Origin of the sequence: Gulosibacter hominis, assembly GCF_904842695.1 — a bacterium.
In the GTDB taxonomy this organism is placed as follows: Bacteria; Actinomycetota; Actinomycetes; order Actinomycetales; family Microbacteriaceae; genus Gulosibacter; species Gulosibacter hominis.
This window is the reverse complement of sequence record NZ_CAJGWQ010000009.1, coordinates 62033-87424: the sequence shown is the minus strand read 5'-3', so window position 1 is coordinate 87424 and position 25392 is coordinate 62033. Positions and strand designations below refer to the sequence as shown.

At 63.4% G+C, this 25392-nt stretch carries 25 protein-coding genes and 3 tRNA genes; 10 read left to right on the top strand and 18 right to left on the bottom strand.

Going from position 1 to position 25392, the window contains the following annotated elements; all coding sequences use genetic code 11:
- Nucleotides 1-590: 590 nt before the first annotated feature.
- Nucleotides 591-1064: a hypothetical protein gene (locus JMV54_RS07455; protein WP_201518279.1), complete on the bottom strand. Its 474-nt coding sequence runs from the start codon at nt 1062-1064 to the stop codon at nt 591-593.
- Between the two features lie 151 nt (nt 1065-1215).
- Here JMV54_RS07455 and JMV54_RS07450 point away from each other — a divergent pair, with 151 nt between their 5' ends.
- The 3 genes from JMV54_RS07450 to JMV54_RS07440 all read left to right on the top strand — a co-directional run bounded on the left by JMV54_RS07450 (nt 1216) and on the right by JMV54_RS07440 (nt 4213).
- Entirely contained in the window at nt 1216-1587 is a 372-nt protein-coding gene (locus tag JMV54_RS07450; protein ID WP_201518278.1) for a hypothetical protein, read from the top strand.
- 133 nt (nt 1588-1720) lie between these two features.
- Nucleotides 1721-3217 (top strand): FtsK/SpoIIIE domain-containing protein, encoded by a 1497-nt coding sequence (locus JMV54_RS07445; protein ID WP_201518277.1) that lies wholly within the window; start codon nt 1721-1723, stop codon nt 3215-3217.
- A 72-nt stretch (nt 3218-3289) separates the two neighbouring features.
- Complete coding sequence (locus tag JMV54_RS07440) at nt 3290-4213, top strand: tyrosine-type recombinase/integrase (RefSeq protein ID WP_201518276.1); 924 nt, start codon at nt 3290-3292, stop codon at nt 4211-4213.
- A 55-nt stretch (nt 4214-4268) separates the two neighbouring features.
- On the opposite strand, the gene JMV54_RS07435 is transcribed toward JMV54_RS07440, so the two are convergent.
- From JMV54_RS07435 to JMV54_RS07420, 4 genes are all read right to left on the bottom strand, one after another.
- Nucleotides 4269-4345, bottom strand: a tRNA-Met gene (locus tag JMV54_RS07435).
- A gap of 33 nt (nt 4346-4378) precedes the next feature.
- Nucleotides 4379-4450 (bottom strand) — tRNA-Thr (locus JMV54_RS07430).
- A gap of 89 nt (nt 4451-4539) precedes the next feature.
- Entirely contained in the window at nt 4540-6042 is a 1503-nt protein-coding gene (locus JMV54_RS07425; protein WP_201518275.1) for a M23 family metallopeptidase, read from the bottom strand.
- A gap of 91 nt (nt 6043-6133) precedes the next feature.
- Complete coding sequence (locus JMV54_RS07420) at nt 6134-6958, bottom strand: inositol monophosphatase family protein (protein ID WP_201518274.1); 825 nt, start codon at nt 6956-6958, stop codon at nt 6134-6136.
- Between the two features lie 78 nt (nt 6959-7036).
- Here JMV54_RS07420 and JMV54_RS07415 point away from each other — a divergent pair.
- Nucleotides 7037-7121: transfer RNA gene (locus tag JMV54_RS07415), tRNA-Tyr, on the top strand.
- 66 nt (nt 7122-7187) lie between these two features.
- Here the strand turns inward: JMV54_RS07415 and zupT are convergent.
- Nucleotides 7188-7973, bottom strand: coding sequence for a zinc transporter ZupT (zupT, locus tag JMV54_RS07410; protein WP_201518273.1), 786 nt, complete (start codon nt 7971-7973; stop codon nt 7188-7190).
- Between the two features lie 94 nt (nt 7974-8067).
- On the opposite strand from zupT, the gene JMV54_RS07405 reads away from it, so the two are divergent.
- Together JMV54_RS07405 and cls are read left to right on the top strand one after the other, a co-directional pair.
- Nucleotides 8068-8556, top strand: a complete 489-nt coding sequence (locus tag JMV54_RS07405) for a YajQ family cyclic di-GMP-binding protein (RefSeq protein WP_201518272.1) — start codon at nt 8068-8070, stop codon at nt 8554-8556.
- Between the two features lie 8 nt (nt 8557-8564).
- Nucleotides 8565-10070 (top strand): cardiolipin synthase, encoded by a 1506-nt coding sequence (gene cls / locus JMV54_RS07400; RefSeq protein WP_201518271.1) that lies wholly within the window; start codon nt 8565-8567, stop codon nt 10068-10070.
- A gap of 25 nt (nt 10071-10095) precedes the next feature.
- Here the strand turns inward: cls and JMV54_RS07395 are convergent, their stop codons facing one another.
- From JMV54_RS07395 to JMV54_RS07385, 3 genes are all read right to left on the bottom strand, one after another.
- Complete coding sequence (locus JMV54_RS07395; protein WP_201518270.1) at nt 10096-11460, bottom strand: FAD-dependent oxidoreductase; 1365 nt, start codon at nt 11458-11460, stop codon at nt 10096-10098.
- Nucleotides 11461-11526: 66 nt separating this feature from the next.
- Nucleotides 11527-12642 (bottom strand): polyprenyl synthetase family protein, encoded by a 1116-nt coding sequence (locus JMV54_RS07390; protein ID WP_201518269.1) that lies wholly within the window; start codon nt 12640-12642, stop codon nt 11527-11529.
- Entirely contained in the window at nt 12639-13367 is a 729-nt protein-coding gene (locus JMV54_RS07385) for a class I SAM-dependent methyltransferase (protein WP_201518268.1), read from the bottom strand. Before JMV54_RS07385 ends, JMV54_RS07390 begins: the two co-directional genes overlap by 4 nt.
- A 104-nt stretch (nt 13368-13471) precedes the next feature.
- On the opposite strand from JMV54_RS07385, the gene JMV54_RS07380 reads away from it, so the two are divergent.
- Entirely contained in the window at nt 13472-14734 is a 1263-nt protein-coding gene (locus tag JMV54_RS07380) for an isochorismate synthase (protein ID WP_201518267.1), read from the top strand.
- A gap of 23 nt (nt 14735-14757) precedes the next feature.
- Here JMV54_RS07380 and JMV54_RS07375 read toward each other — a convergent pair whose 3' ends face one another.
- Nucleotides 14758-15618, bottom strand: coding sequence for a PPK2 family polyphosphate kinase (locus tag JMV54_RS07375; RefSeq protein WP_201518289.1), 861 nt, complete (start codon nt 15616-15618; stop codon nt 14758-14760).
- 70 nt (nt 15619-15688) lie between these two features.
- A complete protein-coding gene (locus JMV54_RS07370; protein WP_201518266.1) occupies nt 15689-16657 on the bottom strand; it encodes an IS481 family transposase in 969 nt (322 codons plus the stop codon).
- A gap of 34 nt (nt 16658-16691) precedes the next feature.
- Here JMV54_RS07370 and JMV54_RS07365 point away from each other — a divergent pair, with 34 nt between their 5' ends.
- Nucleotides 16692-17297: a helix-turn-helix domain-containing protein gene (locus tag JMV54_RS07365; RefSeq protein ID WP_201518288.1), complete on the top strand. Its 606-nt coding sequence runs from the start codon at nt 16692-16694 to the stop codon at nt 17295-17297.
- Here the strand turns inward: JMV54_RS07365 and JMV54_RS07360 are convergent.
- The 3 genes from JMV54_RS07360 to JMV54_RS07350 form a co-directional block, all read right to left on the bottom strand.
- A complete protein-coding gene (locus JMV54_RS07360; RefSeq protein ID WP_201518265.1) occupies nt 17256-17762 on the bottom strand; it encodes a DUF2938 domain-containing protein in 507 nt (168 codons plus the stop codon). The genes JMV54_RS07365 and JMV54_RS07360 overlap by 42 nt on opposite strands.
- A gap of 105 nt (nt 17763-17867) precedes the next feature.
- Nucleotides 17868-19766 (bottom strand): thiamine pyrophosphate-binding protein, encoded by a 1899-nt coding sequence (locus tag JMV54_RS07355; protein WP_201518264.1) that lies wholly within the window; start codon nt 19764-19766, stop codon nt 17868-17870.
- The gene (locus tag JMV54_RS07350) at nt 19763-20188 is read right to left on the bottom strand and encodes a PLD nuclease N-terminal domain-containing protein (protein ID WP_201518263.1); all 426 of its coding nucleotides are present in this window, start codon (nt 20186-20188) and stop codon (nt 19763-19765) included. The genes JMV54_RS07355 and JMV54_RS07350 overlap by 4 nt, the downstream gene beginning before the upstream one ends.
- A 124-nt stretch (nt 20189-20312) precedes the next feature.
- On the opposite strand from JMV54_RS07350, the gene JMV54_RS07345 reads away from it, so the two are divergent.
- Nucleotides 20313-20720, top strand: coding sequence for a DUF4229 domain-containing protein (locus JMV54_RS07345; RefSeq protein ID WP_201518262.1), 408 nt, complete (start codon nt 20313-20315; stop codon nt 20718-20720).
- On the opposite strand, the gene JMV54_RS07340 is transcribed toward JMV54_RS07345, so the two are convergent.
- The 4 genes from JMV54_RS07340 to JMV54_RS07325 are packed head-to-tail and all read right to left on the bottom strand — an operon-like array spanning nt 20717 to nt 24352.
- Nucleotides 20717-21700 (bottom strand): 1,4-dihydroxy-2-naphthoate polyprenyltransferase, encoded by a 984-nt coding sequence (locus JMV54_RS07340; RefSeq protein ID WP_201518261.1) that lies wholly within the window; start codon nt 21698-21700, stop codon nt 20717-20719. The two genes, JMV54_RS07345 and JMV54_RS07340, sit on opposite strands and share 4 nt — an antisense overlap.
- 17 nt (nt 21701-21717) lie before the next feature.
- Nucleotides 21718-22983 carry an AMP-binding protein gene (locus JMV54_RS07335; RefSeq protein WP_230972859.1) on the bottom strand — a complete coding sequence of 422 codons (1266 nt, stop codon included), beginning with the start codon at nt 22981-22983 and terminating at the stop codon, nt 21718-21720.
- Nucleotides 22983-23891, bottom strand: coding sequence for a 1,4-dihydroxy-2-naphthoyl-CoA synthase (locus JMV54_RS07330; RefSeq protein ID WP_201518260.1), 909 nt, complete (start codon nt 23889-23891; stop codon nt 22983-22985). Before JMV54_RS07330 ends, JMV54_RS07335 begins: the two co-directional genes overlap by 1 nt.
- 35 nt (nt 23892-23926) lie before the next feature.
- Nucleotides 23927-24352, bottom strand: coding sequence for a hypothetical protein (locus JMV54_RS07325; protein ID WP_201518259.1), 426 nt, complete (start codon nt 24350-24352; stop codon nt 23927-23929).
- Between the two features lie 19 nt (nt 24353-24371).
- On the opposite strand from JMV54_RS07325, the gene JMV54_RS07320 reads away from it, so the two are divergent.
- On the top strand, nt 24372-25388 hold the full coding sequence (locus JMV54_RS07320; RefSeq protein ID WP_201518258.1) for an o-succinylbenzoate synthase: 1017 nt from the start codon (nt 24372-24374) through the stop codon (nt 25386-25388).
- The last annotated feature ends 4 nt before the right edge of the window (nt 25389-25392 follow it).

Here is a 25392-nt window from a genome sequence, read left to right as displayed (position 1 = left end):
CCCCCACTCCGCCCGGCCACCGTCGGGCCCTTTCGCGTACCCAAAACCACCCCAGCCACCCCGAAAAGCGGCCACGAACACCGAACCCCGCCGGCTTCGAGCACGGCCCGAAGGGCCGCGCGCAGAAACGGACGGGGCCAGGCCGCGCGCAGCGCGGCCCTTGATGGGGTAAAGCAATCCTCAACAACGTGAGGTGTGGGTATGAGGTACCCACCCAGGAAACCGACCACCCCCAGGGAAGGAACGTTGAGTAACTGTTGAGGCCACGGGCAGTGCGGGCAGTGCCGGGGGTGCTACGGTCACGGGCGCACAGGAGGGGCGTAGGAATGGAAGCCCCGGCACGGGTTCCCTGCCGCCGGCACCCGGAACCGGTATGCGCCCGCATCGGTCAACGGAACTTCACGCCCCGCACTGGCCGGAGGCAGGGGCCGGGGCTGGAATGACAGCCGGGCCGCATCGGGCACCGAACCTTCACGTAGTCGCATCACGCGAAGGCCTCGCCCAGCACCGCAGCCCGGCGGTAGCCTCTCCTGTTCGCCCCGCGCCCGGAGTACGCCCGCCACCGGGCACACCGGGCATGGCCTTGGCAGTTACTTGGCGTTCCGCGGTTCCCCAGCATCATCGGGCCGGTAGGTGTCCACGGTAATCGACAACCGGCGACCAGCCACCGGCTCCGGACGATAAGCAGGGTCATTCCGGTTCTCCCACGCCGCAGTGCTGGCCGCAGCAACTTCCGGCAACCCGGGCCATCGACTAATTCGGGAATCTCGGGCTTGTCCTGCTGCGGTAGCAATCTGCCCACCGGAATAGTCGAACGACTGTGCAATACCTCCCTCCCACGATCGCAAGTCGTAGGTTGCATCAATCAGTGCCGCAGCAAGCATCACCCGAACCAGTGGCCGGAAGGCCGGGTCATCAGTTAACGCTTCTGCTTCTGCATGAATAGCAGCCCGCAGACCATTGGCCGTATCCAGCAGCCACGAGTCAATCGCTTCACGGTGGGCAGCTTCCCAAGCACGAATTCTGGTCGGGGTTGGGGGGCGAGTGTCGGGGTAATCAGTCATGCCACCAGCCTATGCGCTGGTGCACCAAAACCCCGGTATCTGAGAAAAACCTGAGAACACCAAAAAGTCGTGCATTCAAACCCCGCTTTTGTGTTAGATTCAAAACGTACACAAAAACCCCGGTGTACTAACCATGGAAAAGGAATTCAAAATGAACTCGCTCACCTTCCCCCTCCCGACCAGCACCCCGACGCAGATCATCCCCGCCACCACCGAAGCCCGCCCCGTAATGAAGTATGTCGATGGTAAGCGCACCGACACCCCCGAAACCAACAGCAAGGGGGAACCGCTCTACGCATTTGATGCGATGCTGCACCACGCCTCACTGCCAGAAGCCATCCCCACCGTCCGCATCAAGACTCCGACCCAGCACCTCCCCAAGGTCGAATTCGGGGGCGTGCTCACGCTCAAGGATGCCGTGCTGACCGTGCGCAACAACAACGGCGGATTCAACCTCGCCGTTTCCGTAGAAGCGACGGCCGTTGTTGGCGGGGCACCGCTCCCCACCCCCAAGAACGACTAACTCACAAATACTTACCAGGCCCCGCGCAGGCGTTCATCCCGCCGGGGGTGGGGCGTTCCTGCGCGGCGGAATGGGTGCCACGCCCCACCCCCACCCCAAATCAAATTCAAATTGAACCGACAAGGAACCCAAAATGCAGTACTACGACACCCCCGCAATCCAACGGGAACAACTTCACGCCCACCACCGGCAACGCCGCAACGAATCATTCGGCATCTGGCTGGCACTACTCCCCGTCAAACTCCTGTGGGCGCTGCGCATCACCGTCGCCTGGTACGCGGTGCTCCTCATTCCTGCCTCCGTGGTTATTTCGTTTACCACGCAAGAAAACAAGGCCGACTTCCTCCCCCACACCCTCGCGGTGGCCCTCGCCTTCCTCATTCCCGTTGCCATCATCGGCATTCACCCGCCACTCGTACGACTCCCCGCCACCTTCTCCAACTGGGCACCGGTCACCGGCGACGTACTCCGCTGGGTAGGTCGCACCCGCGGCGACCGCCTCAACAACTGGCTCCGCGAAATTGGCCTCGTCGCCCCGAACGACCCCACCCGCTACAAGGGCACCCTTAAGACGCTGCGTGGTATCGGCACCGACATTGTGTTCCAATCTCCGCGTTCCCTCTCGCCCGAGCAGGTCGCGGAGATCGTTGAAAACTCCAAGCATCACCTGCGCTGTGAATGGGTCTCTACTGAACCGCTCCCCGGTGGCAAATACCGCGTGCAATACCGCGCCCTCGCCCCCGTTGACCCCCTTGCAGATGGCCGGAACGCCACTCCCGAATCCCTCGCCCACGCTGTCACCGGACGGCGAAGTGATGGCGAAAACCTCACCTTCGATTTCATCGGAGATTCCTGGCACACCGCTATCCAGGGGCAAACTCGCTCTGGCAAGTCAGTAGCGATGTACGCGATTCTCGGTGCCCTCGCCCCGCTCAGCAAACAGGGCCTCGCCATTATCGGCGGAGTTGACCCCACCGGAATTCTCCTCGCCCCCTGGAGTAATCACCCCGGCCAGCAGTACCGCGCCCTCGGCCTCGCCGACAAAGACGCGATTCTCGGAGCCCTTGATAACGCCGTTGCCGAAATGGACCATCGCATTCAGCAGATGATGCATCGCGGCATCGACAAAATCACCCCCTCCGAAGAACTCCCCGCCCTAATCATGGTGATGGAGGAGTACCCCGGCCTGATCGCTGCCCTCGACACCGATGACAAGGCACTCAAGCCCGCCGAACGCCGCCTTCCCCGCGTGAAAAGTGCGGTCCAGCGCCTTATCCAAGAGGGGGCAAAAGCGGGCATCCGCGTCATCCTTATGGCCCAACGGATGGATGCGTCCATCGTTGGCGGCTCCGAGCGCGCGAACCTCGGCACCCGCATTACCCTGCGCGTGGATAACGCCGATGCAGTGCGGATGCTCCATCCGGACTCGACCCCCGAAATTGTCGAGCAAATTCACGCTTTCCCCGCCGGCTACGGCTATTTGGAATGCCCCGCCGAAGCCCCCGTCACCATCCGTTTCGATTATCTCGACTATCCCGACTACCGCGCCCGAGTCATCGCGTTTGGAGGAGGTGAACCCGATGACCACAACCCCCACCCCGCCGCCACAGCCACCGAACCCGTGGGATGACCCTGACCTTTGGGAATCCCCGCCACCAGTGCCCCCGCGTCCCTACGCCCCTTGAAAGGAGGTGAACCCGAAGTGTCCACCCTCGCCGACCTCTACGCTGAGTACCAGGCGCTCCTCTTCGACGGCCTCGCCCTCAACTCACGCGCCGCCTACCAACGAGCGTGGGCACTTCGGGTAGCCCCCACCCTCGGTGATCGGGAAATCACCACCATTACCCCGCTCGACATCATGGCAGCCGCCGCCGAATGGTCAGGCAGCCGCTCCACCCGGCAAGATGCGCTTGCTCTCGTCTCGAAACTCTGCAACCTCGGGGTGCTCTCCGGCCAAATCCCCCACAATCCCGTGCGATCCATGCCACCCCGCCGCACCCCACAAGTCACCGATGTCGCCTCCCGAGCACTGAGCGACGCTGAAGCCGTCCACATGCTTGCGCTCACGGCGCATCATCCCCACGCTCACCGCATCCTTGCAGCGTTGCTCTATACCGGGTGCCGACTTGGGGAAGTAATGGGCCTCGAACGCGGTGACATTGACGGGAACGTGTTGCGCATCCGCCGTTCCCTCTCCCCACAAAACGGGGTAATGACTGTAGGCCCCACCAAAGGCCGGCAAGCACGCGCCGTGCCCATCATCCCCGCCATGCGTGAAGTACTCACCGAAGCGCTCGACAACCCCGCCCATGAGTCCCGCCTGTTCACCGGCGCAAAAGGCGGCCCCATGTCATCCAGCAACCTCACCCGAGCAGTGAACTGGCACCACATCCGCGACCAGATCAAAACGTTTCCCGCTGACCAGCCTGCGCTGCGGTTTCACGACCTCCGGCACACCGCCGCAGTTAACTTCTTCCGCGTCGGCCTCTCAGCACCCGACGTGCAGCGCATCCTTGGGCACAGCTCGCTACAAGTGACCGAACAATACGCCCGATCAACCGATGCCGCCGCCCTCAGAGCCGTAGCAGCGTTTTCCGCTGAGCTCACACCAGGGGTGTCGGCATGAACCGAAACAACCAGAAAACTCCCGATAAAAAGGGCTTGACATTTCGATACATGTGTGGTAGCAGGAGCGGGGCTCGAACCCGCGACCTCACGATTATGAGTCGTGCGCTCTCACCAACTGAGCTACCCTGCCAGGGTTCACAGTCACCGGTCGAGCAACTGAGAGAGCCCCGAGCCAGGATTGAACTGGCGACCCCTTCCTTACCATGGAAGTGCTCTACCACTGAGCTATCGGGGCAAGTCCGCTGCGATTTCTCGCTTGGGCACCAGGAGAGCTTATCACACACTCCCCCGCCGCGCGCAAATCGCAATGTGTTGGATTTTTAATTAGTTACCGAAGGTCTCATCAACGAGCTTGTGGCTCTCTTCAACGCCTCGGCGTTCAGCACCAAGAGCAACACCACCGGTCGGCACTTCTTCTGGAACCTTCACGTCGACACCGGCGACGTTGAGCTTTTTCAAGAAGTACATCGGGTCGACAGTGCCGCCATCGATGAGGGTTTCGAGGTGCAGGTGCGGTCCGGTTGATGCGCCGGTGTTTCCAACCTTTGCAATCTGGTCACCAACCTGCACAACATCTCCGACCTTCACCGAAATCGAGCCCGGCTGCAGGTGCGCGTACTGCGAGGTCACTCGCTCACCATTGATGACGTGCTCCACCTCGACATAAATCCCGTAGGTGGTGCCGCTCTCGCTGATGTAGCTGACGCGGCCATCCGCGATCGATCCGATCGGTGTGCCTTCTCCGGGGGTGAAATCAACGCCACCGTGCCAGCTCGAACCGCCACCAAAGGGCGACACTCGCGGGCCGTAGGGGTCGGTGATCTGAACGCCCTGAGGGAACGGCCACTGCACATTGGCGGTGATGTCATTCGTGTAGGCGTTCGAGTCAGGCAATTTGACCCCAGCCGCAAGGTTGGCGGCGTGCGCGGTACCGATCGAAGTGACTGCGGTCACCTCAGAGCGGCGAGTCGCAGCAACCGAAACCGTCTCTTCTTGCGACACCTTCAGCGTCTGCGGCGCCGGCTGATCGGCATTGGGCTCGCCAACTTCGGCTGCACCCTCATCGGCCGCGGCCGCCGCGCTGATCGCTGCAGCCGAACCGGTACCGAGCGCCACGGTGCCAGCAATGAGCCCGAATGCCACCATCGAACCGCCCACTCGGCTGGCACGTCGGCCGCCATCACTGTGACGCACGCGGCGGGTTGCCTTCAGACTGCCACCAGAAGCGAATGCGGCGGCAAACTCGATCTTCGGTTCGTCAGCCGGGGCGACCGGAATACCTGCCGGTGCCGCCGTGTTGGTGGCAACTACTGCAGCCGGCTGTGCCGACGTTTCAGTAGCGGCCTCGTCAGCGGCGGCGAAAACTGGTGCTGTCGCCGGACGGCTTGCGACGTTCGGGATGGGATTGATCGCGACCCGGTGAATCTGCACCTGGGCGGCAACCGAAGACTTAGTTTTTGCAGCACGATCCGCGAAAAGCTCGGGCGATTGCGTCGCTACCTGCTGGGCAGCAATCTGTGCCTGTTCGGCACGCTGGTTGAACTCAGCGAGTGCTGCGGCCCGCTCTGCTTCGCGACGTTCGCGGCGCGAAGTGAACTGCTGGCCCTGAGCCTTTGCAGCGGCCTGGGTCCTTGCATCGACACTGGCTGTTTCAGCATCCTGAGCAGCCGGCGCTACCGAAGCACTTTCGACCGGGGTTGCACTGTCAGCGGCTGCTGCAGCTCGAGCCGCCTGCTCGGCGGCGATTCGCTGCTGTTCAGCTCGCCGCTCCTGCTCGCGAAGTTCGCGGCGCGTGAGCGGGCGCTGAACGTTTACGCCTTCCGACATGTACACCTCCTCAAAAACTCGAACGGATTCGAGTGTAACGAAGAGATCACGAATTAGCTAGCAAAAATCACAGTTTTATAAATTTCCCTGATCAGAGCAGATGTGCCGGCAGTGATTCCAGCAGCAAATCGTGCAGTTGAGGCATGATCCGGGGATGGCCAGCAACCAGCATAGCCCTACTTTCACGCGAATCGCGTGACACACCCACAACTTCAGCACCCGCCTCACTGGCAATGAGCGCACCGGCAGCCCAATCCCAGGGTTTAAGACCAAATTCGTAATAAACATCCACCTGCCCGGCCGCCACCGCACACAAATCGAGCGAGGCCGCCCCGTTACGGCGCATGTCCCGCACCCGGTCAGCAAGCGCCAGCCACACCTGAGCCTGCAGTTTGCGGCGCTCGGCCCGATATGAGAAGCCGGTAGCAACCAGCGTGCGCGCGATATCTTCCGGACCCGAACCAACCACTATCGGTGCATCATTTCGGGTGGCACCACCACCGCGCATCGCCGCGTACATTTCGCCGAGCGCCGGTGCGAACACCGCACCGGCAAGCATCGTGAACTCCGTCGGGTCGGCAGCCGGGTCACCCTCAACCGCAGCAATTGAAACGGCGTAGTGCGGCAAACCGTACAAATAGTTCACGGTGCCGTCGATGGGGTCAACCACCCAGGTAATCCCCGAACGCGAACGACTCGGATCGCTCTCTTCGCCATAAAAACCGTCATCCGGACGAAGTTCACGGATGCGGTCACGCAGCAATTGCTCACACTCGCGGTCGGCTGCGGTCACCACATCGACCGTGCTCGTTTTTGTGTCGGCGACAGCAACTCCCTGTCGCCGCCGCTCAAAAATCAGTTCGCCAGCTTCGCGTGCCAGTTCAGTAGCCAGGTGCAAGAGTTGCTCATTGCTCATACCGGTGACGCTAGCAGTGCCACATAACGAGCGAATCTGGTGTAAGCTTTGCTGGTGCGCTTTTTAGCGCGCCTGCTCGGCGAGATACCCAAGCGGCCAAAGGGAGCTGACTGTAAATCAGCCTGCATTGCATTCGGGGGTTCGAATCCCTCTCTCGCCACCAGCCGAAGTCCCGGACACTGTCCGGGACTTCTCTCGTTTCCAAGCATCCGAAGCACCGGATGCATCCCTACAGCAACACCAGCGAAATCCCCATCACTGCCATCCCGGCAACCAGACCGTAGATCGCCCAGTGGTGTTCGCCATATTCCTCGGCCGTGGGCAATAGTTCATCGAGCGAGATGAACACCATTACGCCGGCAATCGCCGCAAACACCACGCCGAACAGGCCATCCGAAATAAACGGCATCAACAGCAAATAGCCGACGATCGCGCCAGCGGGCTCGGCAAGACCCGACACGGTCGCCCAGCGCAGCGCCTTGCGCCGCGAACCGGTGGCCTGATACACCGGCACCGCCACTGCCAGTCCCTCGGGAATATTGTGAATGGCGATCGCAACTGCCACCGCCACCCCGATCTCCGGATTTTGTATCGCCGCGATAAAGGTCGCGAACCCCTCCGGGAAGTTGTGCACCCCGAGCGCTATGGCAGTGAGTATCCCGGTTCGCATCAGCGCCCGCTGCCGCGCCCGATCGTCGACCGTACCCGGCTCGTGCGGGTTGATTTCTTCGGGAACCAGCCGGTCGATCAACGCAATTACCGCGATCCCACCAAAAAACGCGAGCAGCACCAGCCACTCGCCGGCCGCATCCCCAAACTCAGAGATAAGTGCCTCGCGCCCCTTCGGCAAAATTTCTACCAGCGAGACATAGATCATCACACCGGCAGAAAAGCCAAGACCCATCGACATCAACCGCCGCGAATCACCGCGACCGGCCACGCCAATCATCCCGCCGATCGAAGTGGCGAGCCCTGCCAGCACAGTCAGCACCAGTGGCACCCAAATATCTGTCATCGCAGCCTTTCTCACCCACCCACGTGGCACTAACAGTAGTCGCATGCTGCGGCTCGCTCGCCGCTGTCAGCCGTTGTCGCCTACGCTTATCACCATGGCTGATTCTTCATTTGACGTGGTAAGCAAGGTCGATCCGATGGAGATCGACAACGCGGTCAACCAGGCCGCGAAAGAAATTTCGCAGCGCTACGACTTCCGAGACACCGGTGCCTCGGTTGAGTTCGCTAACGATCGGTTCATGCTGAAAGCAGTGAGTGAAGATCGCGTCCTCGCGGTGCTCGATGTGCTGCAGTCAAAACTCATCAAGCGCGGCATCTCACTCAAATCAATCGAGACTGGCGACCCGTATGTTTCGGGCAAAGAAACCCGCCTCGAAATCGCCCTGAAGCAGGGCATCGACCAGGCAAACGCCAAGAAGATCTCAAAACTCATCCGCGACGAGGCCCCCAAGTCAGTCAAATCGCAGATTCAGGGCGACGAGCTGCGCGTCAGCTCGAAAAGCCGCGACGATCTACAGGCCACGATCCAGCTGCTCAAGGCGGCTGACTTGGATGTAGACCTGCAGTTCGTCAACTTCCGCTAGTCGCGGAAATGCTCGACATCTTTGGTGAGGGCTGGCTGTACGTCACGGCCGCCGCAATACACGTCATCATCGTCGTTATCGCGGCGTTCACGCTCGGCCACAACCGCCGCCCCACCACCGCCGTCGCCTGGCTGCTCACCATCGGCCTCATCCCCTATATCGGGCTGCTGCTGTTTTGGATGTTCGGCTCAACCCGACTGCCCGAGCATCGCCGCCGCAAACAGGCACAGTTCAATCAACTGCTGCACGAATCCACCGTGCAGCTCGAGCAGCGGGTGGGGTTCACCAAGCTCCCCACCCGCTTCCAACATCTCTCGCAGCTGGCGCGTGAGCTGACGGCCATCCCGCACCTGCCGGGCAACCGCATCCGTATCACCACCAGCTACGACGCGACCATTCGCGAAATGGCCGACGAAATCGACACGGCACAAAACTATGTGCACCTGCTGTTCTACGCGCTGGCTGCCGACGAGGTGACCGAGCCGGTATTCGTTGCCATCGAACGGGCCCTGCAGCGCGGCGTGAAGGTGCGCGTCGCCTACGACCAGTTCGGTTCGATGCGCTACCGCGGTTATCGACACATGAAACGGCGCCTGCAGGCTGCCGGATGCGATTGGCACCAGCTGTATTCGATCTGGCCCTGGCGCAACGGCTGGCAGCGCATCGACCTGCGCAATCACCGCAAGCTGCTCGTGGTTGACGGCCGAGTGGCATGGCTGGGGTCGCAAAACATTATCGAGCGCGGCTACCACCAAAAAGCCGACCGTGACGGCACACGACTGCTGTGGAAAGACCTGATGCTGCGGCTCGAGGGGCCGATGGCGGTGGGTGTCGACGCGGTGTTCCGCAACGACTGGTTCGACGAGACCGGCTACATTCCCCGCGACGGTGGCGACCCATCCGCCGCGCAATTTGAGGCCGAACTCAATGAGGCGCAGCGACTCGCGGTCGATTCGGTACCCACCTACGACTGCCAGCTCGTTCCATCCGGCCCCGGCTACGAACACGAAAACAACCTGCGGCTATTCGTGCAGCTGCTCTATCAGGCTCGCGAGCGCGTGGTGATTTCGTCGCCCTATTTCGCGCCCGACGACTCTATGCTCTACGCCCTCACCACTGCGGCGCAGCGCGGTATCGAGGTGGTGCTGTTTGTCTCCGAACGCGGCAACCATTTCTTTACCCAGCACGCCCAGCAGTCGTACTACGAGGCGCTGCTGCGCTCGGGGGTGCAGATCTGGCTGTACGAACAGCCGTATGTGCTGCACTCGAAATACCTCACCGTCGACGGTGAGGTATCGATGGTGGGGTCGTCAAATATGGACATGCGTTCGTTCACACTGAACGCCGAACTCATGCTGATCGTCTACGGCAAACAATTCGCTAGCGAACTATCGGCGGTCGAGCGGGAATATTTTGCCAAGTCGCGCCAGCTCACCCTCGATGAGTGGCTCACCCGCGGGCGGATGCAGGTGGCGATTGACGATCTGTGCCGGCTCACTTCGGTGGTGCAGTAAGCACCATTCGCCGTAGCGTCCGGCGCTATTCGCCGCGTGAAATGCGGGTCATCTCGTCGCGATCAACCACCTTGATGCGCTCGCGGCCCGCCGCTTCACCGAGCTGACGTTCGTGTGCATCTAGCCGGTGCCAACCGTCGAGATCGGTCACCGGCACATTGCGTTCGGCAAGCAGTTTGACGATCGATTCGGTATCGGTGTCGGCCGGCTGCCACCAGTGTTCGGGGCCACCGAGCAGGTTCGCGATCGTTTCTTTTGCATCCGATTTGGTGTGGCCGATAAGCCCCACCGGGCCGCGCTTGATCCAGCCAGTTGCGTACAGCCCCGGCACTTTTTCGCCGGCCGCGTCGATGACAACGCCGCCCTCGTTGGGGATCACACCGCGGGTCTCGTCGAAGGGAACTTCATCCAGCGGCGAACCAAAGTAGCCGACCGCGCGGTAGATCTGCCCCACGGGCACTTCGGTGAACTCTCCCGAGCCCATGACACCGCCGTCACCGTTGGGGTTGTTGCGCTCTACGCGCAGTGCGCGCACGCGACCGTTTTCATCGGTGAGCACCTCACTGGGTTTGGCCCAAAAATGCAGGTGCAGTCGGCGCGATGCCGTGCGCGGTTCGTTCGCTCGCTCACGCCACTGCCCGAAGATGCGGTTGATCACCAGGCGCTGCTTGTTTTTGAGCGATTCGGCGTCGGCTTCGGGGTCGCGATCAAAATCGGCCTCGTCAATAATCACGTCAACATCGGGCACTTCGCCGAGTTCACGCAGCTCAAGCGGCGTGAACTTCACCTGCAGCGGTCCGCGGCGACCAAAAACGTGCACATCGGTGACCTTGGATGCGCGCAGGCCCGCCTCAACGTTTGCGGGAATTTCGGTGGGCATGAGGTCGTCAGGATGCTTGGCAAGCATGCGAGCCACGTCGAGCGCCACATTGCCGTTACCGATCACGGCCACCGATTCACTGTCGAGCGGCCAATCGCGCGGGTGGTCGGGGTGTGCGTCATACCAGTGCACAAAATCGGCGGCGCCGAATGAACCCTCGGCTTCAATTCCGGGAATATCGAGGTGCGCGTCGCGGCTGGCGCCGGTGGCAAAAATCACCGCGTGGTAGCGGCTGCGCAGATCATCGAGGGTGAGGTCGGTACCAAAATCGACGTTGCCAAAAATCCGGATGCGACCGGTGTCGAGCACCTCGCGCAGCCCGTTCACCACGCCCTTGATACGCGGATGGTCGGGGGCGACACCGTAGCGAACCAGGCCGTAGGGTGCGGGGAGACGGTCGAACAGGTCGATCGATACCTCGTGCTTGCCTTCGGCCTCCTTCAGCAGGATGTCGCTGGCATAAATCCCAGCGGGGCCGGCACCAACTACAGCTACTCGAAGCGTTGCCACTGTCTTTCCCTTTCAGTGCGTTTGTAATTCATGTGGGTCGCATCCCGGGTCTACCGGGGCGACACCCTAAAAGTCTCGTTCGACCAGGCGCCGGGCGAATTCCCGCAGCGCCTCGCGCACCACACCGTCTGGCAGCTGGTCGAGTGCGTCGACCGCGCGGCGCACATATTCGTGTGCGGCCTCGATGGTTTCGGCGGTGACGGCGTGATTGCGCAGTTCGGCGACGATCGCATCCACCTCTGCGGGGTCTGATTCGACGGCGTCGCAGCGCGAGAGCGTCGGGTCGGCGCTTCCGGGCGCGGTGCCGGCGACGCGGGTGCGGATGCGGTGCAGCAGATCGGTTGCCGCTGCATCCCCCGCTTCACTGTATTTTTCAAGCAGCAGTACGGGCAGCGTTTCAACCCCGGCGCGCAGGTCGGTGCCGGCGAGTTTGCCGGTTTTGTCGCTCTCTGGTGACAGGTCGATGACATCATCGACCAGTTGGAAGGCGATGCCCACGCTCTCACCGAAGCTGTGCATCGCTGCCTCGTATTCGCGTGGTGCTCCCGAGAGCATGACGCCCAGGCGTGCCGCCGCCGAGATGAGCGAGCCGGTCTTGTCGGCGAGCACCTGCAGGTAGTGGGCGATGCGATCTTCACCCTCACGCGGACCGATAGTTTCGCGCATCTGCCCGAGCACGAGGCGTTCAAACACCTCTGCCTGCAACTGGACTGCCTCGGTGCCAAGTGTCGAAAAAATTTGTGATGAGCGGGCGAAGAGCAGATCACCGGCGAGAATCGCGGTGGAGTTCGACCAGCGCAGATGCGCGGCGGTCACTCCGCGACGCAGGGTCGCCTCATCCATGACATCGTCGTGATAGAGCGATGCCAGATGCGTGATTTCGATCGCTGCAGCGGCCCGGTCGATTTCCGGGGTGGCCGGTTCTGGCCCCAGTTGTGCGGTAAGCAGTAGCAGCATCGGCCGCAGTCGTTTACCGCCCGCGTTGAGCAAATAGGTGGCGGTTACCTGCGCCACCTCGTCGGCGAACCGCACCTCTTCTTTCAAAACCTGTTCGACGCGTTCCAGCCCGGCATCGAGCGTCGCTTTGAGTCGCCGTTCGGCAGGTTTTGCGAAAAGCTGCTTGGCAAACCCTGCCCCTACGGTGCTGTGTGCGGGACGGCGTGCCGCTGAAGTGTGAGTCACTCGGTGGGCTCCTCGCTGCGGTTGGTGGGCTTCACGCCGCGGTGCAGTGCGGCAATTCCGTAGGCGAGGTTGCGGTGGGCAACTTTTTGGTAGCCAGCTGCTCGCAACCAGCCTGCAAGTTCACGCTGATCGGGCCACGCCTTGATCGAGTCAAAAAGATATTCGTAGGCTTCCGGATCGCTCGAAACGAGGTTCACGACGACGGGGCGCACGGTGGTCATATACCAGTCGTAGAGATTTCCAAAGACCGGATTCGTGGGGGTCGAAAACTCGCAGATGACGATCTTGCCGCCGGGCTTGGTGACCCGGTGCATCTCGGCCAGCGCGCGTTTTGGTTCTTGCACATTGCGCAGCCCGAAGCTCACCGTGGTGGTGTCGAAAGTGTTGTTGTCGAAGGGCAGCTGTGTGGCGTCACCCTGCAAAAATTCAATTAGCGGGTGGCCGCCGTGCCGACGACGTGCCTCGTGGATCATGCCGGCCGAAAAGTCGAGCGCAACCACCGAGGCACCAAAATCGGCGAGGATGCGCGACACAGTGCCCGTTCCCGCGGCAACGTCGAGGATGAGGTCGCCCGGTTTCGGGTCGATCGCTTCGCGGGTGCGGCGCCGCCAATAGGGGGTGACGCCGAGACTGAGCACGTCATTGGTGAGGTCGTATCGAGTCGAGACGCGGTCAAACATCGCCGAGACTTCGTCCGGCCGTTTCTCAAGATCGACGTGATGCATGCTGTCTATCCTACGTGTCCGCGCGGGCGCTTGCCCGGCGTGCAGCTAAGCCGCTTGCGAACCGGGTGCTGAGTGACGGTCGTCCGCCGATACTCTAGAAGGCGATGGATGAGCTACCGCAGCTGCGCGTTGTGTCGCGGCCAATTGATTCGCCGGCCGAGCTCCTGCAATTTGCGGATGCACGGCACCCACTGGTGATGGTGCGGCGCGGCGAGGGGCTGGTGGGCCGCGGCGTTGCGGTGCGCGCCGAGTTTTCATCGAATGGCCAGGTGTCGCAGGCCCGGCAGTGGTTTGCGAAACTCACCGCAGCCGCGAGCGTTGATGATTCGGTGCGGCTGCCCGGTAGCGGCATGGTGGCGTTCGGTTCGTTCAACTTTGACGACCGCGATGCCGCACCATCGCATGTGGTGGTGCCCGAAACCATTGTTGGTCTGCGCGGTGGCCGCGCTTTTATCACGCGGATCAGCACCGCGGGTGCTCCAGCGCACACGATCGCGGCGCCGGCACAGCCGCTCGGCCCCGATCCGCGCTGTGATCTCGTAGCTCCGAGCGGTGAACGCGAACGGCACTACGCCGCGGTTGCCGATGCCATCGCCCGCATCCGCCGCGGCCAGCTGCAAAAGGTGGTGGTGGCACGCCGAGCAACCGGGCGCATCCGCCCCGATGCCGATCTGCGCCACCTGCTCTATCGGCTCGAAAAAAACTACGGCGACACCTGGATTTACGCGGTCGCCGGGATGATTGGCGCCAGCCCCGAAATGCTCGTGCGGGTGCTCGATGGCGAGGTGGCCGCGCGGGTGCTCGCCGGCACCACACCGCGCGGTAGTGACGCGGGTTCGGATGCGGCGGCTCGTGAAGCCCTGCGAGTATCGGCAAAAAACCGTGCCGAACACCGCTTTGCGGTCGAATCGGCACTCGCCTCGCTCGGCCGGCTCGACTCGCATGACGACCCCGCGGGCGGGCTCACCGCATCCCCCGAACCGTTCCTTTTGCAGCTGCCAAATGTGTGGCATCTGGCGAGCGATCTGCGCGGCCGGATGCCCGCGGGCGCGAGCCCGCTCGACCTGGTTGAGGCACTGCATCCCACCGCCGCCGTGGGTGGTACGCCCACCGCCGCGGCCATGGACGCCATCCGGGAACTTGAAGGATGCGACCGCGGCCGCTACGCCGGGCCCACCGGTTGGGTGTCGGCCGCTGGTGACGGCGAGTGGGTGGTGGCGCTACGCGGTGCACAATTTGCCGACGATGGCGAAGTGGTTGCTTTCGCGGGTGGCGGGATTATGGCCGCATCCCAACCCGATGACGAGTGGCTCGAAACCGAGGTAAAACTCGCACCGGTTCGGACTGCGCTCGAAACTGAACGCTAACGCCGGTCACTAGCGGCCGCGGGCTACGACTGCGCCAGCCGCTGCCGCTCAGTTTCTTGGTCGAAGCTCGCTGCGGGCCACTGCGGATCGATTCGGCGCAGCTCGTGCTGCACGATGCTTTTTACCGCCAGGCGCGCGTACCACTTTTTATTGGCCGGAATCACGAACCAGGGCGCAACCGGTGTTGAGGTGCGCTCAAGCGCGATCTGATAGGCCTCGGCGTATTCATCCCAGCGGGCGCGCTCATCAATATCACCCGGGTTGTACTTCCAGTGCTTATCTGGGCGGTCGATACGCTCGAGCATCCGCTCGGCTTGCTCATCCCGGTCGATGTGCAGCATGAATTTGAGCACCCGGGTGCCCGAGTCGACCAGCTCGCGCTCAAATTTCACGATGGCGCCGTAGCGGCGATCGATTTCCTCAGCGGGCGCATACTGGTGCACCCGCTGCACCAGCACATCCTCGTAGTGCGAGCGGTCAAACACCCCGATGCGACCGGGCTTCGGGAGCTGTTTACGGATGCGCCAAAGAAAATCGTGCTGCAGTTCTTCCTCAGTGGGAGCCTTGAACGAGGCGATCTGCAGCCCCTGCGGATCAACCGATCCGAACACGTGCCGCACAATGCCGCCCTTGCCGGCCGCATCCATACCCTGCAACACCACGAGCAGGCTCGGGGCATCGTCAAGCCCCGCACGGGCGCGCGCATACATGCGTTCCTGCAGGTCAGCCATCTCGGCATCCCGGGCGCTGAACAATTGCTGCCCCTCGAGCTTGGCATCGGCCCCGGTGAACCCCGGAGTCGAGTTCGGGTCGATATCGGCCAGACGGAAGCCGGCTCCCACCTCGAGCTCGCGCAGCTGCGAAAGATCGACGGGAACATCCATACCTTTTTTCTTAGCCACCCTGCGATTCTAAATCGCCGGTCACCGGCCAGCCTGGCGACGAAAAGGGTCGCTAGCTGTACTGGCCGGGGACGTTGGTTAATCGTGAGAAGGGCGGCTGGTTGCCGCAGGCTGTGTGTGGCCGGTGGTGGTCGTAGTAGTGCAGCCAGCCGTCGAGTTCTCCGCGGCGTTCGGCCTCGGAGGTGTAGCAGCGGGCATAGGCCCAGCCGTCGGCCAAGGTCCGGTGGAATCTCTCGATCTTGCCGTTGGTCTGCGGCCGATACGGACGGGTGCGCTTGTGCTTGATCCCGAGCTCGGCACAGGTGTCTCGCCACAGGTGTGAGCGGTAGGCGCCACCGTTGTCGGACAGGACGCGCTCGACGGTGATGCCGCGGGCGTTGAACCACTCGACAGCCCGCACCAGGACCGCTGTGGCGGTGATCGAGATTTCGTCGTCGTGGATCTCGGCGTAGGCCACGCGGGAGTGGTCGTCGATGACAGTGTGGACAAAGGCCTTGCCCATCAACGGGTCCCGGTACTTGTTTCTGGGTTTGTCGGGGGTGGCGGCTCGGTTCTTCTCGCCTTGTCGTCGGCCGACGTAGCGCCAGCCTCCGCCGTCGGGGATGTTGCCGAGCTTCTTCACGTCGACATGGAGCATCGCGCCGGGATGGTCGTGCTCGTAGCGACGGACCGGCTCACCGGTGGCGCGATCAACATGGGACAGCCGGTTCAGGTGGGCGTCGGTCAGGATCCGATGAACCGTCGACGGCGCGATCCCCAGCCGACAGGCCAACTGCACGGGACCTTCCCTCAAGCGGAGCCGCAGCTGGATGCAGCGCTTCGTCGTCTTCGTATCGGTCTTGTTGGGCGAGTGGTGTGGGCGCGAGGAACGGTCCTGCATGGACTCGCCGGTGCGGTAGCGCTCTGCCCAGCGCTTCACGGTCGGCCAGGAGACCTCGCTGATGGGCCAGCCCTCGTCGACGACGAGGCGACCGACGATCAGTCGATGCCGTAGGGTGAGTGCGGCGTTGGCGTGTGACACGGTGTCCTCGGGGGAATGAGTAGGAGGTCTGGTGATGGATGAAGTCCTCAAAGGAGTCGGTCCTCGGCTGCGGAGCATCCGCCTGTCGCGTGACCTGACGTTGGGCGACGTGGCCGAGGCAACAGGCTTGTCGGCCTCGACATTGTCACGACTGGAATCAGGGGGCCGGAGACCCACACTGGAGCTGCTGCTCGCGTTGTCCGCCCTGTATGACCTACCCCTGGACGATCTGGTGGGAGCCCCGCCAGTGGGAGATCCACGGGTCTATCCGCGTCCTCTACGGCGCAACGGCATGACGGTGGTGCCTCTGACGCACTTCCCGGGCCCGCAGCAAGCGCTGAAGATGGTGATTCCCAGCACGAAGTCGACGCCCGCCCTTCGCCGACACGATGGCTACGAATGGCTTTACGTTCTGTCTGGCGAACTACGGCTCATAGTCGGGGACCATGACGTGTTACTCACGGTGGGACAGGCAGCTGAGTTCGACACCACCACACCGCACTGGTTCGGTAGCACTGGGACATCGGCCGTGGAGGTCCTCAGCCTGCTGGGACTCCAAGGGCAGAGAATCCACCTCGCTGGCTCGGTGGAGGCCAACTCAGGCACGGCGATGCACAACCGCGTGGACGAGCTGCCCTGACAGCCAGATGCCCACTCCGTAGGAAGTGTGGGCGCGCAGGCTGCCGAGCCGTGCTTGCTTGGGATTGGGGGTCTTGGCCGCCGCCACGCCCATCCCGAAACAAGGCTGCATGAGCAGCCAAGGCGCCCCCAGCGTGGCCAGTCCCCATGCTACCGCGGGTATGAAACGCGGCCGCTCGAGCCAGCCTGGATCAGCGGCGGCCAGCGCAACGGCGAAGCCCGTCCCGATGGCGTAATGGGCCGCCCAGCCCAACTCCTTCTCGTGAGGGACGGGCTCGGCTGCCATGATCGGATCGTGCCGGAAGACACCGGCGGGCATGTGCCCAAGCCATCGACCAACCATCGCGTAGTCCAATGACCTGGAGCCACGAGTACGGCGCAGCATCTCCGCCACCCCGTCCATCACGATGGTTGCTCCCACGCCGACAGCAGCAGCTTGGACAAGTTCTCCGACACCGATACGCATGACCTGCACCTCTCGTAGACAGTTCCATTACCGCACACGACCAAAAGAACCAGCAACTGTTCTTGCTGATTCAGCAAACTTGATCAACGTGCCCGGTCAGTACAGCTAGCGCGGCAGCGGCACGGCGATAATTTTGCGGGCGGAGCGCTGATCGGTCAACGCTGCTTCGAGCGTGCCGCGGGTATCGGCGAATTCGTATTCCCAGCCGTAGGCCCTGGCAACTGCCTCAATATCAAGAGTGAGCGGCGTGAATTGCACCCGCTCGTAGGCCGCGGCCTCGGCAGTTTTATGCACCTCGAGACTGTCGAACAGGCTACCGCCGCCATCAACGCCGACGATGATCTGAATCCGCGGCGCAGGCTCGCCACCCTGACCTATGAGCAGCGACGAAGCGTCGTGGGCAAAGGCGATATCGCCGATCAGCAGCCGAGTGGTGCCGGTCGCAGCGCGTTCGTCGCCACCGAATTGGCTAGCCGTCGCCACCCCGAGCGCGGTGGCAATCGTGCCGTCGATACCGGCGAGCCCGCGATTGGCGTGCACTCGGATGCGCTTACCCGGCACCTGAGCGTCGAGATCGCGAATCAGCCGCGAGGCCGCCACCACCAACCGGTCGTGCGGCCAGGTGACCCGCCACACCGCATCCGCCAGCATCCGGCGGTGCACCGGTTCGCGAGACACCGCGAGCTCGGCACGGCCAAAGCGCGCCCGCTCGCGCGAATCGCTGCTGCGCGAAGCGGCAATATCCGGCGCTTCGGGGTCGGTGTCGCGGGCGAGTTCGAGTTCGCGGGATGCGTGCAGCCAGCCCTGCAGCCACTCATCGGCCTCGGCCCGCAGCTCCATCGCCTCGCCGCGCGAAAGCAACCGGGTTGCCGCGAAGGCGGTTACCCGCAGCAGGTCAATATGTTCTTCACCGCCCGGTCGCAGTGGTGGCACCGCCGGGTCGTCTACCACCACCACGCGCACGCCGGGGCGCTGTACGAGCGCATTGGTTTCGCGGCTGAGAGTGGGATGCCCATAAACGATCACCAGGTCGATGCTGTCGCGCAGCCCCGGAATCGGGCTGTTGGCGCCGAGCAGATCACGGTAGGCAACCACCACGTTGCGACCAAATCGGGCACCGCTCGACACCTCAGCGATGAGCGGCCAGCCGCCCTTGCGGGCAGCCTGTTCGGCTTCGGCACCGGCCCGGTCGCCGGCGATTACGATTGCGCGCGGGTAGTCAACCGGATCAATTTCGAGGATGCGTTCGGGGTCGGGCTGACGTTCAGAGACAGGCTGAGTTTCGGAGGCAGTCGCTGGCGAGCGGTTTGCAGAGCCGTGCGCCAGCTCACGGGTGATGGCAGCGGCCAGTTTGTTGCTGAGCCCGCGCGGCCCGGTGCCAAAGTGGATGCGGCGGTCACCGTCTTCGGGAAGATCGTGCGCGGCCGGTTCGGCGGTGCCACGGAACCGGTTGGGGGTCGACAGCTCGGGAATTGCCCCCGAGAGCGGTTCGCGCATCGCGAGATTGCAGTGCAACGGGATGCGGGTGCTGGCGATTTGTTCGCCCAGCACCCGCCAGTCGGCAAAGTCGTCGGCTGCGTCAGCTTCGCTCGGTGCCGCGAGCGATCGCGTGGGGAGCAGCGGACCAAAAATACCGGGCTGGGTGGTTGTCTGGTTGGCTCCCGTACCGACGAGTTCGGCGGGCCGGTCGGCGGTGATAGCCACCAGCGGCACCCCGGCGTGGTGGGCCTCGAGCATCGCCGGATGCAGATTGGCAACGGCCGTACCAGAGGTGACGATCACCGGCACCGGCCGCTGTGATTCGCGGGCGAGCCCGAGCGCAAAAAACGCCGCCGACCGCTCATCCAGGCGCACGTGCAGGCGGATCGTACCGAGCTGTTCGAGTTTGGCGGCGACCAGCGCAAAAGCCTGTGACCGCGACCCCGGACAGACCACCACATCATGCACCTGATCGGTGGCCGCGGTGAGCAGCGCCACCGCAGCGGCAACGGCAGGAACCGTCATTGGCGTTTGGCCTCGTCACCCGCGTCGCCATGGCCCTCTTCGTCATCGCTGGGCTGCTGATCCATATTTGAGGGGTGATTTTTCATGGTGTCGCGTCGAGCCTGCTCGATTTCGGCGTCGAGCTGGCGCATCTGCTCTTCAAGGTCACGGATACGCGCATCGTGCTCGGTGTCGCGACGCAGCTGGTCGAGATAGGCGATGTCTTCATCCGGCACCACCGGCTGTGCGCCCGTGTCGGCAGACTGTTTACCCATGAACATCCACAGCAGCGCACCCACGACCGGCAAAAACAGGATGACAACCAGCCAGATCGGCTTCTGAAACACCCTGGTGCGACGTGCATCGGTCATGGCGCAGTCGACGATTGAGTACACCGTCAAGACGGTGACCACAACGGCAACCACAATGAGAGCACGAGACATACCGCCAGTCTACGAGCACCCGCCTGGATGCATCCGTCATACCTGCGCCCCGGTCGGCCGTTCATTTGCCAGGCCGGCCGGCCTGGGCGGCCGCGCACTGACCCGGCCGCGTAGACTTGCCGGCATGACCGCGACCCGCGCTTGGATTATCTACACCCTCACCCGACTGGGCAGCTTTGTCGTGCCGTTCGTTGCAATCATGCTCATCCTGCCCGATTGGCAGTGGAACTGGCTGGTCGGCATCGCGGTGGGCGCCGTGGTGAGCGCGAGCATTTCACAGATTTTTTTGTCGAAGCACCGCGCGGTGATGGCCGAGCAGATGGCCGCTCGCCGAGCCGAAAAAGCCGACCACCGGGCACCGATCGATACTGAAGAGGATGCGCTGCTCGATGAGTACGAAGCGGCTCAGGCCGAATCGGCGGCGACCACTCCCCCTGCCGCGGCAGACGAGGGCTCGGCCACCGACGAGGGCCCGACCACCGACGAGACCTCGGCCACCGACGAGGGCCCGGCCACCGATAACGATCGCTAGTACGGCGTCGGCGCGAACTGCATGAACGGCACCACGATGCCGATCGCCATCAGGATCGCCCACACGAGCGACCCCAACGAGGTGAGCTTGAGCGCCAACACGAGCTCGCGCGGCGAGCGACCGGTGAGGCCAATGATGATCGCCGGGATGAGGATCAGCAGCGAAAACAGCGACAGATACACCCGGGGGTAGAGCAGCCCGAACATCACGGTCGCGGCAAACGGCAGCACCGTCAGCACCGCAAAAGTGATGCGCGCCGGAATATCCCCGATTAGCACCGCCAGCGTGCGCTTGCCCGCAACCGCATCCTGCTCAATATCGCGCACATTGTTGATCATCAGCACGGCGCACGAAAAAAAGCCCGCCGCGGCCGCCAAAATCCAGGTGTCTTCGGGCACGACAAGAATCTGCACATAGGTGGTACCGACAGTTGCCACCAGGCCGAAAAAGACAAATACGAACACCTCGCCGAGCCCGTAATAGCCATAGGGATGCTTGCCGCCGGTGTAAAACCAGGCCGCCAGGATGCACACCGCACCCACCGCGAGCAGCCACCACTGCCCGGTCACCACGCACAGGGCGATACCAACCAGCGCGGCTGCCGCGAAGCATCCAAATGCCACATTGCGCACGAGTTTCGGCTCAACGCGCCCCGAACCGGTCAGCCGCGGGGGCCCCTGCCGATAGTCGTCGGTGCCGCGGATACCGTCGGAATAGTCGTTGGCGTAGTTCACCCCAATTTGCAGCAGCAGCGCCACCGCGAGCGCCGCCAGCGCGCGCACCCAGTGATATTCGCCGGGGGCAGCTGCCAGTGCCGCGGCCGTGCCGAGCAGCACGGGCACGGCGGCCAGTGGGAGGGTTCGCAGCCGGGCGCCCTCGATCCAATCGTCGATCGTTACCGGGCCCTGCTCGGCCGCCTTTTCGACGTGGCGTTTGCGCTGGGTGGGATTGTGCTTGTTTTGCTGGCTGCGTTTACTCACGGCAACGATTGTCGCACTCAGTCACAAAAATGGGTGTGCTCGGCTGCGATTTGTTCAAGCGTCCGGCGATCGGGTTTGCCGCTACTCAGCCGCGGCAGCTCGGGTATTTCAACCAGCAACGCTGCTCGCGCGGCCCGCCCGAGCGGCACACAGGCATCCCGCACCGGAGTCGGCACGGATGCGCTCGTTGCCGCAACAGCAGCCGGGTTTGGCACCACAATTGCTACCGACTGGCCCCATTCGGGATGCGGGGCCGGTACCGCAACCGCCTGCTCAAATCCCGGCACGGTCTGCACGGCACGTTCGACCGCGCCGAGATGCACTTTTTCGCCACCCGAAATAATCACCTGGTCGATACGTCCCGTTACCCGCACCCGCTGGCATCCGGATGCATCCCTAACCGTGCCGTGATCGCTCGTGCGGTACCAGCGCACACCGTCGACAGTCACAAAGCTGCGGGCCTGCCGCCCGGGGTCACCGAGATAGCCGAGCGCGAGCTGATCGCCACCGAGCCAAATTTCGCCGTCAACTTCGCGCACCCGCACGCCAGGAAGCGCCTCGCCGTTATAGACACAACCGCCGGCGGTTTCGCTGGCACCGTAGGTGGTCACCACCGGCCAGCCGCGATCACGGGCCGCGACAAGCTGCGCGGGCGGGGTTTGCTGCCCGCCAACGAGCACCGCGCTAAAGCGTTGCATCACCCGGTCGATTTCAGCCGCAAACATCGTGTTGTCGGCAGCTGCGCCGAGTAGCCGCTGCAGCTGCACCGGCACGAGACTCGTATAGCGTGCGGCTGCGGTGAGCCGCTTGGCGGCGGCCACAAATGCGTCGGCGGTGAACCTGCCCTCGAGCACCACGGGCTGCGTTTTGGCGAGGATGGAACGCACCAGCACCTGGGCCCCGGCGATGTAGTGGGTGGGCAGGCACAGCAGCCACTGTCGCGATTCTGGCACCTTGCCTGCGCGCGCATCACACCAGCGATAGGTTGCTGCGGCGCTGGCTCGTAACGCTGCCGCGCTCAGCGCGACGCGCTTGGGTGTGCCGGTTGAGCCACTGGTTTCAATCACCAGGCCAATATCACCGGCGGCCGGATCGGCACTGCTGGCGGATGCATCCGCGCCGGAAGTCACCGCATCGGAAGTCGCCGCGCTCCGGTCGCGTGGCAGCACCGGCGCACCGCCGGCAAGCGCTTCCCGCAGCGCGGCAAACACCGCGGCGACGTCTCGCGAGTCGATTTCGCGTAGCGCCGGCGGCTCGCCGATCATTGCAGATTCGCCGAGCACTAGAAGTGCCAGGGGTACGGCGACCAGTCGGGGTCACGCTTTTCGAGGAACGAGTCGCGCCCCTCCACCGCCTCGTCGGTGCCATAGGCCAGGCGCGTCGCCTCACCGGCAAACACCTGCTGGCCCATCAGCCCGTCATCGGTGAGGTTGAACGCAAATTTCAGCATCCGAATGGCCGTCGGCGACTTGCCCAGGATGGTGTGCGCCATTTTCAATGCCTCGGTTTCGAGCTCGGCATGCGGCACGACCCGGTTGACCGCACCCATCTCGTAGGCACGCTGGGCATCATAGGTTTCGGCCAAGAAAAACGCCTCGCGGGCAAATTTTTGCCCCACCTGCTTGGCAAAATAGGCCGAGCCGTAGCCCGCATCGAACGACCCCACATCGGCGTCTGTCTGCTTAAAACGCGCGTGCTCGCGAGATGCGATGGTCAGATCGGTCACCACATACAGCGAGTGCCCGCCGCCGGCGGCCCATCCGTTCACCACCGAGATGACGACCTTCGGCATCGTGCGAATCAGCCGCTGCACCTCGAGAATGTGGAGGCGCCCCGAGCGGGCGGCATCGATCGAGTCAGCGGTGTCGCCGTCGGCGTAGCGGTAGCCGTCACGGCCGCGGATGCGCTGGTCACCGCCCGAGCAAAACGCGTAACCGCCGTCCTTCGGGCTCGGCCCGTTCCCGGTGAGCAGCACCACACCCACCCGGGGGTTGCAGCGGGCGTCATCGAGGGCCCGGTAGAGCTCATCCACTGTTTGCGGGCGGAACGCATTACGCACCTCGGGCCGGTCAAAAGCGATTCGCACCACCCGACCGGAAGTGTCGAGGTGATAGGTAATGTCGTCAAAATCGAAGCCATCAACCTCGCGCCAGCGGGTCGGGTCAAAAGTATCTGAAACCGGATGCGCCATAGCAACTACCGTAGCGGCAGTCGCCACCGCATCCGCTACCAGTCGATGGGAGCGTACGGCAGCTGGCCGCCGTTAATGATCAGCTGCCAGATGGTGTTGCCGACCAGCCAGGCCGGTGCCGCACCAAAAAAGAAACTCAGCAGGAATGCCGCGATACCGATGCCTCGGCCAGCGTTGAACACCACCGCATACAGCGCCAGCGTGATGGCGGTGAAGCCAAGCAGCCCGGCGACCAGCAGCCACATTGAAATTTCAAACTGGCGCGAGAGCCCAAAAAAGTTGAAGACATACAGCGCCACGATGATGTCGGCGACCATCGTCATCACGCCGAGGAAAAACGCCCAGTGACCGACTCGCCAGCTAAACGGGTTCAGCAGCTGCTCGGCCACCGGCACCGGCACCTCGGTTGCGTGCCGGTACTGTGGGCGCCGCTGGGCAGCTGCCTGGTCGATCGTTGTCATCCTTGAAAGTATAGTTCGCATGCTGATCGACCTGCCAGAGCTGCTCGCCCGCACCCATATTGTTTCGCTACCGCTGCGCACCCGGTTCCGCGGCGTGACGCACCGCGAAGCGGCACTGTTTGCCGGCACCGCCACGGTGGCGGGGCAGCCGGTGTGGTCAGAGTTTTCGCCGTTCCTCGAGTATGAGGTGCCCGAAGCGGCCACCTGGTTGGCGGCGGCGCTCGAATACGGATTTGACCCGGCGCTACAGCGTTTCGAGTCGGGTTCGGTGCTCGTGAATGCCACCGTGCCCGCGGTCACGGCAGCCGAGGTGCCGCGGCTGCTGGCCCGCTTCGGTAGCTGCGAGGTGGTCAAGGTAAAAGTTGCCGAGGCCGGCCAGCAGCTGCGCGACGATCTCGCGCGACTCGAGGCGGTGCAGGATGCGCTGCCCGGCGCTCGCGTACGAATCGATGCGAATTGCGGCTGGTCACTGGATGCGGCAGAGGATGCGCTGGTTGCCATCGCGGCAGCCGGCATCGATCTCGAATATGCCGAACAGCCGGTGGCCACGGTCAGCGAGCTCGCGCAATTGCGCGACCGGCTGTGCCAACGCGGTATCGCAACGCGCATCGCCGCCGACGAGTCGGTACGCAAGGCGAGTGATCCGCTCGCAGTGGCTCGCGCGGGCGCGGCCGATCACGTGGTGGTAAAAGTGCAGCCGCTGGGTGGAATCGCCCGTGCGGCAGAGGTGGTGGCACAAGCCGGGCTCAGCGCCACGGTTTCGAGCGCGCTTGAGACTTCGGTTGGCACGGTGATGGGCGCCCAATTGGCTGCCCGCATGCCCGAACCGCGATTTGCTGCCGGGCTCGGCACCGTGTCGTTATTTGCTGCCGACGTGCTCGAGCATCCCCGCGTACCCAAAAACGGCCGTATTTCGCTCGCGCCTGCCGTGCCCTCCACGGAACTACTGGCCGAGCATGCTGCCGCACCCGAGCGGCAGCAGTGGTGGCGCGAGCGCATCACGCGCTGCTATCAGCATCTCGCCGCGACCGAGTAGCGCG